Origin of the sequence: Streptomyces sp. WM4235, assembly GCF_001279725.1 — a bacterium.
Lineage (GTDB): Bacteria > Actinomycetota > Actinomycetes > Streptomycetales > Streptomycetaceae > Streptomyces.
In genome coordinates this window covers 61,240-67,358 of the sequence record NZ_LGDE01000249.1, presented here as the reverse complement: position 1 = coordinate 67,358, position 6,119 = coordinate 61,240, and the positions used below count along the sequence as shown (strand labels likewise).

Sequence of the window (6,119 nt, the reverse complement as noted above, 5' to 3'; positions counted from 1 at the left end):
GGGGCTGCCGGGGTGGAGGAGGAAGGCGATGATCTTCCGCGCGGTCGCGGACGGTACGGCTTCGGGTTCGACTGCCGCGGGCACGTGCTCGACCGCGGGGGCGGCGGGGCGGGCCTTCCTGGCCGGCTTGGGGGCGCCTTCGGTGAAGCGGGCGGGGTCGTAGGTGTACTGCTCGCCCGCGTTGCGCAGCTCCAGCATGAGGGCGTGCTCTGCGAGGACGTGGCGGACGATGGGCAGGGCGTCGATGCTGGCCTGCTCGATGCCGGTGGTGAAGCCTTCGTGGGCGAGGCCGTAGGGGTCTTCGACGTTGGGGGCCCGCCACATGGCGGCCCGGTTGTCGGGGCCGGCGAGGTAGCCGAGGCCGCCGGTGCCGCTGCCGTCGTTGAACTCCTTGGGGATGGCGCCGGGGTCGATGTCGCCGAGGGCGGTGCCGGCGGCCCGCTTGCCGGTGGCGGAGCTGCCGGAGCGGAGTACGGCGTTGTTGCCGCCCTGGAGGATGTCGCGGAGGAGTGTCTCGCCTCCGAGTTCGGATGCGTTGGGGCCTTGGTTGGCGAGGCGGAGTTTGCCGCCGACCTTGCGGACCTCTTTGGCGCAGTTGCCGATGATGGCGACGGCTTCTTCGCCGTGCTGGGGGTCGTTGAGGAGGTCGTGGGCTTCGTCGAGGGTGAGGGAGATCAGCGGGTCGGGGTCTCCGGGGACGAAGAAGGCGCGGCCGACGCGGGTGCGGCCCTTGTCGTCGATCCACTTCATGCGGTTGTACCGCTTGGCGCGCTCCTTCATGATCGCCTGGAAGGCACGGAGGACGACGATGCCGAAGCCGTTGCCGGGGGCGAAGACGGCGACGCCGTCGGGCCAGTCGGGCAGGGACAGGCCCTCTTGGGGGTCGATGACGAATGAGCAGACCACCGGGCTGCGGCGCTCGATGCCGAGCAGGGCGTCGAGGAGCCTCGACTTGCCCGAGCCGGATGTGCCGGTGACGAAGGAGTGCACGGCTCCCGAGCCGGGCTGGTAGAAGCGGTAGTGGGCCGGGGCGCCGTCGTAGTAGACGCCGATGGGTGCGAGGCCGGTCTCCAGGTCCAGGACGTGCTGCGGGCCGAAGAGGGTCCCCTTCTTCAGGGGGTTCTCGGCGAAGACGGTGATCTTGCCCTTGCGGGGTGCGGTCTTCTCCAAGGCGACGAGGTCGGCGTCGTCGATGCCGATGGCGGACAGGACGTCGTCCATCGCCTGGATGCGGAAGGCCTTGCCGCGGGGCATGTGGATCTCGGCGCTCCAGCCGCCTTGCGGGGTGGCGAGCGGGGAGACGAGCTTGCTCTTGGGGTAGGGGCCGTCGGTGGCGGCGGCGTAGGTCATCCAGTCGAGCATGTGCTGGGTCAGGGCGGGCGCCTTGTTCTCGACGGGGCGACGGCCCCAGCGCTGCCATGCCCAGGTGCCGTAGGCGGCGGACCAGGCGAGGGAGAGACCCCACCAGGGGTTGTCGCCCCATTCGGGGCCGCCGGTCGCGGCCATGGCGGTGAGGAGGGCGCCTCCGGTGACGGGCATGGACAGGGCGGTGCGTCGGTCGTTGAGGCCGGGGAGGGTGCGGGCCGGCTTCCAGTCGCCCTTCCACTTACAGAGGCCGGGCATCCAACCCCAGGCGCCTGCTGCGGTGGCGCCCGCCGCTCCCAGGGTGAGGGCGGTCTTCCATCCGTCGCCGGTCGCCGACAGTACGTCTCCGGCCGGGCCGAGGCTGGCTGCGGTCGCTGCGATGGCGAGCTTCCCGCGGTTGGCGAACGCCCAGCTCTTGAGGGTGCGGGGCTTCTTCCCGGTGGCCGCGCGGGCGGTCGCGGTGTTGGCCTGAGCGGCCATGAACGCGGCGTAGTCGGCGTATTGGGGGGTCGGGGTCTTCGGGGCGCGCACGGCGGGGTCCCTTCGGTCTGCGGGTTTGCGGCTGGGCCTGGGCCCGGCACTCCCCACCGCTCCCGGGACCGCGCGGTGGCGGGCCGGGAGCGTCTGGGCAATGCGGGGTGGACGGCTATTCGGCGGAATAGAAGGTGTTCCTGGCCATCGGGACGGTGCTGTCGTCGACGGCGTCCTGGATGCGGCCGTGGTTGCGGTGCGCTGTGCGGGCTGCGCTCGCGGCCTGGGTGACGGCGGTGTCGGTGGCGTTCTTGTAGCGGGTCGCGGAGGCGGCCTGGCCGGAGATGACGTCGGCGAGGGCGGCGATGTTGCCGACCGTGTACATGTCGACCTGGAGGGTCTGGAGTTCTTCGGCGACGCCTTGCATGCGGTCGGCCATCTCGGTGGACCAGGCGGCGAGGTTGTCGACGTCTTCCTGGCGGGATTCGACTTCGGCGCGGATCGAGTTGAGTGCGGCGAGCAGGGCTCGGTGATTGATGACGTCCGCGATCTTCGTGATGGCCATGAGGGTCTCCTGGTCAGCGGTTGTAGTAGCCGGCCTGCGCGGCGACTTCGATGGGCGAGGACTGGACGGCTTCGGCGATGCCGCCGTGGTTCTTGTGGGCGGCCTGCGCGGTGGCGAGGGCCAGGTCGGCGGCGTCCTTGGCGGCGCTCCCGTACTGGGCGGCGGCCTGCGACTGGGCGTGGATGGTTTCGCGGAGGCCGTCGATCTCGGCGCGGGTCCTGTCGTCGACGTCGAGGTCGGCGAGCTCGGTCTCCATCTGGTCGAGGCGGTTGGACAGGGCCAGGTCGTCGACGGCGATGGCCATGGCTTCCTCGGCGCGCATCTCGCACATGGCTCGGAAGAGGGTGAGGGCGTTGAGGAGCCCGTCGAGGGTGCGGATCTCGGGGACGAGGGTGGACGGCGAGGACATGGGGTCTCCGTTCTGTGCGGGGTCCGGTACGGCGGTCAGGTGCCTGCTCGGGTCGGGTGTGGGCTGGGCGGGGATGCGTGCGGAGCCGTCTCCTGGCCAACTCATGACGGGCTGCGGCCCGTTGATTCCTGACGTTGGAGCGGTGGGAGTGGCCGAAGGGGTGACCGTCGGCGGCGCGATGGTCGGGGGCGTGGTGGGCTTCGGTGGGTAGGCGGGTGGTGGGCCGGCCTTCTCGGCCGCGGCACGCGCCGCTTCCTCGGCTTCGGCCGCCGCCTTCTCGGCCTTGCGCTTGGCGGCACGGGCCGCCATCTGCCTGCGGCGTTCGGCCCGGATCTCGGGCCACCGCTCGCGGAATCCCTCGCCGACGGCCTTCCACATCGCCGTGCTGGTCTCGGCGGCGATCGCCAGAGGTGCAGCGACCTTCCCGCCGAGGCTCGCACTGCGGGGTGCGGCAGCACTGAACGTGCCTCCGGGGTCGGTCGGGCCGGGGGTCTTGGCCGTGGTGGCCGGCGGCGTGCCGGTCTCGGCGACCTTGGCGACGGCTTCCCGCGCGGCTTCGGTGTCATGGCGCCGGTCGCTGTGACCGGTCATGGACTCGACGCCGCGGGCTCCGGCGTAGGCGATGGCCATGAGGACGAGGAGCTCGATCACAGGTCAGCCCCCTCAGGCCAGGCCGAACGCGCCGGCGACGAGGCCGCTGACCTTGCCTACGACCCAGGAGAGGACGGACTGGATGCCGCTCCCGATGGGGCCCGGGATGGTGGAGACGAGGACGGGCAGGAGGGCGCCCAGGATGCGGGTGCGGTGCTCGACCTTCCGGGTCCACAGGTCGTTGATGAAGATCACGGTGACGAACAGGGCGGGGATGCCGGTGATCAGCAGGCCCGTCCACTGCCCGACCAGGCCGACGGACCAGTCGTGGAGGGCGTTGACGGTGTCGTTCCACCAGCTGCCCGCCGGGGTGGAGATGACGGCGGCCGAGGCGGTGGCGATCAGGATGGCCTGGGCGCGGTCGGTGTGGAGCTTGTTGGTGAGCTTCTTGATGCCGGGCAGCTTCTCCGAGTAGTAGAGGAGGGCCGCGGAGCCGGCGCACGCGCCGCCGGCGGCGGAGCTGACCACTGCTTCGATCATGGGAAGTCCTTCCTTTCGGTGTCGTGGGGAACTTGACGGGTCGTTACGGAGAGTCGTACTCTCGCGCGCGCACGCACGCGCCCACGCGTGCAGGTACGGGTGGGGCTGAATCGGGCTGTCACAGCGGCTTGTCACAGGTGCGGTCACAATCCCGGTCACAGCCGGCGATCACTGTGCGTGGGCTTCGCGGATCCGGTCGATGGCGGCGGCGAGGGCCTCGTAGGCCCGCTCCTGCTGCCCTACGGGGAGCCGATCGATCTCTACGCGGGCCCGGTCGAAGGTCGTCGAGGCGAAGGCCTGGGGACCCATCTCGCGGGCCGCGTCGAGGAGTCCGCCCCAGTACTGGGCCCGCCGTGCGAGGCGTTCCGCCTTGCGTTGCGCCAACTTCTTCGGGCGCTCGGGCGGCTGCTGCCACGGGCTGGGGCGGACCGACATGACGCTTCCCTTCTGATCGAGCCTGCGTTCGGGTGCCGGTTCTGCTTGCCGGGTCTGCGATGGTTCCGCTCCCCGGGTCACTCCACGGCGTTGACTTGCGGTTGTGCTGTCGACCGCTTCCGGCAGTCGCAGCAAGGTCCAGCAGTTGCGGGTGCTGGGCCTCACTGGTGGTGCCGGATTCGGGTCAAGGGGTGGGTGCGGCTTCCGCTTCGAGGGCCTCGATCTCGCGTTCAAGGGCGTCGATCTGGCGGAAGGCGAGGCGTACCCGCTGCTCCTTGGCCTTGAAGCCGTACTTCCGGAAGGCCTTCTTCGCTTCCCGGTAGGAGGTGGGCGGCTCCGTCATGTAGCGCAGCCAGCGCAGGACGACTGCCAGCTGTTCGTCGGTCAGGGTCTCTCCCGGCCGGGGTCGACTGACGCCGTCGGCGAGGGCCAGCTCGTCCAGCCCGGCGAGTTCTTCCTCGGTCGGGGCGACCCCGTCGGGGTCCGGCTCCAGCCAGTCGTCGCTGTCCGTTTCGTCCGGGGTCGCGGGGGTGGGGGTCACGGTCTCGATTTCGGGTGTGACCTGCGTGACCCCTGTGTGACCCTCCAGTTCGGGCGGGGTGTGACCCTCGGGTGTGACCCGGGAGTGTGACCCGACTGCGATCAGCTCTCGCGCCAGGAAGGCGGCGGCCTTCTCGCCATGTTCCTTGTCGGCTTCGGCAAGCACGTCTTCGGCCTTGGCGCGAGCCTTGCTGATCCTCTTCTGGGCTTCGGTCAGGACTTCAGCGCGGGCGATCTGTCGAGCCATCTCGGCGAGGTGCTCCGCAGTTTCGGCGAGAACATCCGTGCGGGCGCCGGAGGCCAGATGCCGAGCATCGGCCGCCGCGACAGCATGGGCGTTGCGGGCGGCGGCAGACTGATCGGCGATCCGACTGGCCGTGTCGGTGTCGGCCAGCATGTTGTCGGCGAAGAGCCGCAGCCCCATGAAGACGGCGGCAGCGGCCGGGACGCCGGCGAAGACCTGGGCGTGGCCGAGCTTCCACAGGGCGAACGTGGAGACGCCGATGGCCGCGGCGGTCAAGCCGAGCATGACCGCCATGCCGATCCGGGACCGCTGCCGGATGGCGACCTCGGACATGCGCAAGGCGCCGATCCACAGGGCGTCGTACACCAGGGCGATTGACCAGCCGACTGCGGTGGCTGCTGCGCCGCGCAGGCCCAGCATCTGGCCGAGCTGGCCGCCAACGCTGATGGCGACCAGGGCGAGGGCGGCGAGGGTGAGGAGTTTCTCGACGACGGCGAACAGGTCGAGCTTCTTGATCCAGCGGCGCAACTCGTCCATCACGCGGCCTCGGGGTAGCTGTGCCGGTAGTCGATGACCTGGATGCGGGCCTCGATGAGCGCGGTCACGGGGTCGATGGTGTCGGCCTGCGCGTCCCGCTCGGCGAGAGCGAGGTCGAAGTCATCCGGCGTCTTGATCAAGGTGAACGTCATGGCGGTGGGTCCTTCCGGTGGTCAGGTGGTGGGCTGGGCGACGGTCAGACTTCGTTGCGCTGCAGGTCGAAGAGGAGGATGACGTGGTCGGCCATGATCGGGTGGGTGCGGACGAACTCGCCCATGACGGCCTGGAACGCCTGCTCCCGGGTGTAGGTCGACGGCAGGGTTAGGCCGGTGGTCCAGGTCGAGAGAACGGGGCCGCTCGGGGTCATCGTCTGGGCGGTCACGATGGCGAAGTGGGATTTCTGCTGGGTGGTTTCAGGCATG

Annotated in this window: 8 protein-coding genes; all 8 read right to left on the bottom strand. The window is 70.3% G+C overall.

Annotated features, from left to right (window positions below):
- Positions 1-1,896 (bottom strand): hypothetical protein (locus ADK55_RS18575; RefSeq protein WP_199826560.1); only part of this gene is annotated, 1,896 nt, incomplete at its 3' end.
- Positions 1,897-2,011: 115 nt separating this feature from the next.
- A complete protein-coding gene (locus tag ADK55_RS18570) occupies positions 2,012-2,401 on the bottom strand; it encodes a hypothetical protein (RefSeq protein ID WP_053680186.1) in 390 nt (129 codons plus the stop codon).
- 13 nt (positions 2,402-2,414) lie between these two features.
- Positions 2,415-3,461: a hypothetical protein gene (locus tag ADK55_RS18565; protein WP_053680184.1), complete on the bottom strand. Its 1,047-nt coding sequence runs from the start codon at positions 3,459-3,461 to the stop codon at positions 2,415-2,417.
- A gap of 12 nt (positions 3,462-3,473) precedes the next feature.
- Positions 3,474-3,941 (bottom strand): hypothetical protein, encoded by a 468-nt coding sequence (locus tag ADK55_RS18560; RefSeq protein ID WP_053680182.1) that lies wholly within the window; start codon positions 3,939-3,941, stop codon positions 3,474-3,476.
- Between the two features lie 168 nt (positions 3,942-4,109).
- Positions 4,110-4,376 (bottom strand): hypothetical protein, encoded by a 267-nt coding sequence (locus ADK55_RS38635; RefSeq protein ID WP_053680180.1) that lies wholly within the window; start codon positions 4,374-4,376, stop codon positions 4,110-4,112.
- Between the two features lie 184 nt (positions 4,377-4,560).
- Positions 4,561-5,700: a hypothetical protein gene (locus ADK55_RS18550; protein ID WP_159041456.1), complete on the bottom strand. Its 1,140-nt coding sequence runs from the start codon at positions 5,698-5,700 to the stop codon at positions 4,561-4,563.
- Positions 5,697-5,849: a hypothetical protein gene (locus tag ADK55_RS38630; RefSeq protein ID WP_159041455.1), complete on the bottom strand. Its 153-nt coding sequence runs from the start codon at positions 5,847-5,849 to the stop codon at positions 5,697-5,699. The genes ADK55_RS18550 and ADK55_RS38630 overlap by 4 nt, the downstream gene beginning before the upstream one ends.
- 44 nt (positions 5,850-5,893) lie before the next feature.
- Positions 5,894-6,118 carry a hypothetical protein gene (locus tag ADK55_RS18545; protein ID WP_053680176.1) on the bottom strand — a complete coding sequence of 75 codons (225 nt, stop codon included), beginning with the start codon at positions 6,116-6,118 and terminating at the stop codon, positions 5,894-5,896.
- Position 6,119 lies beyond the last annotated feature (1 nt).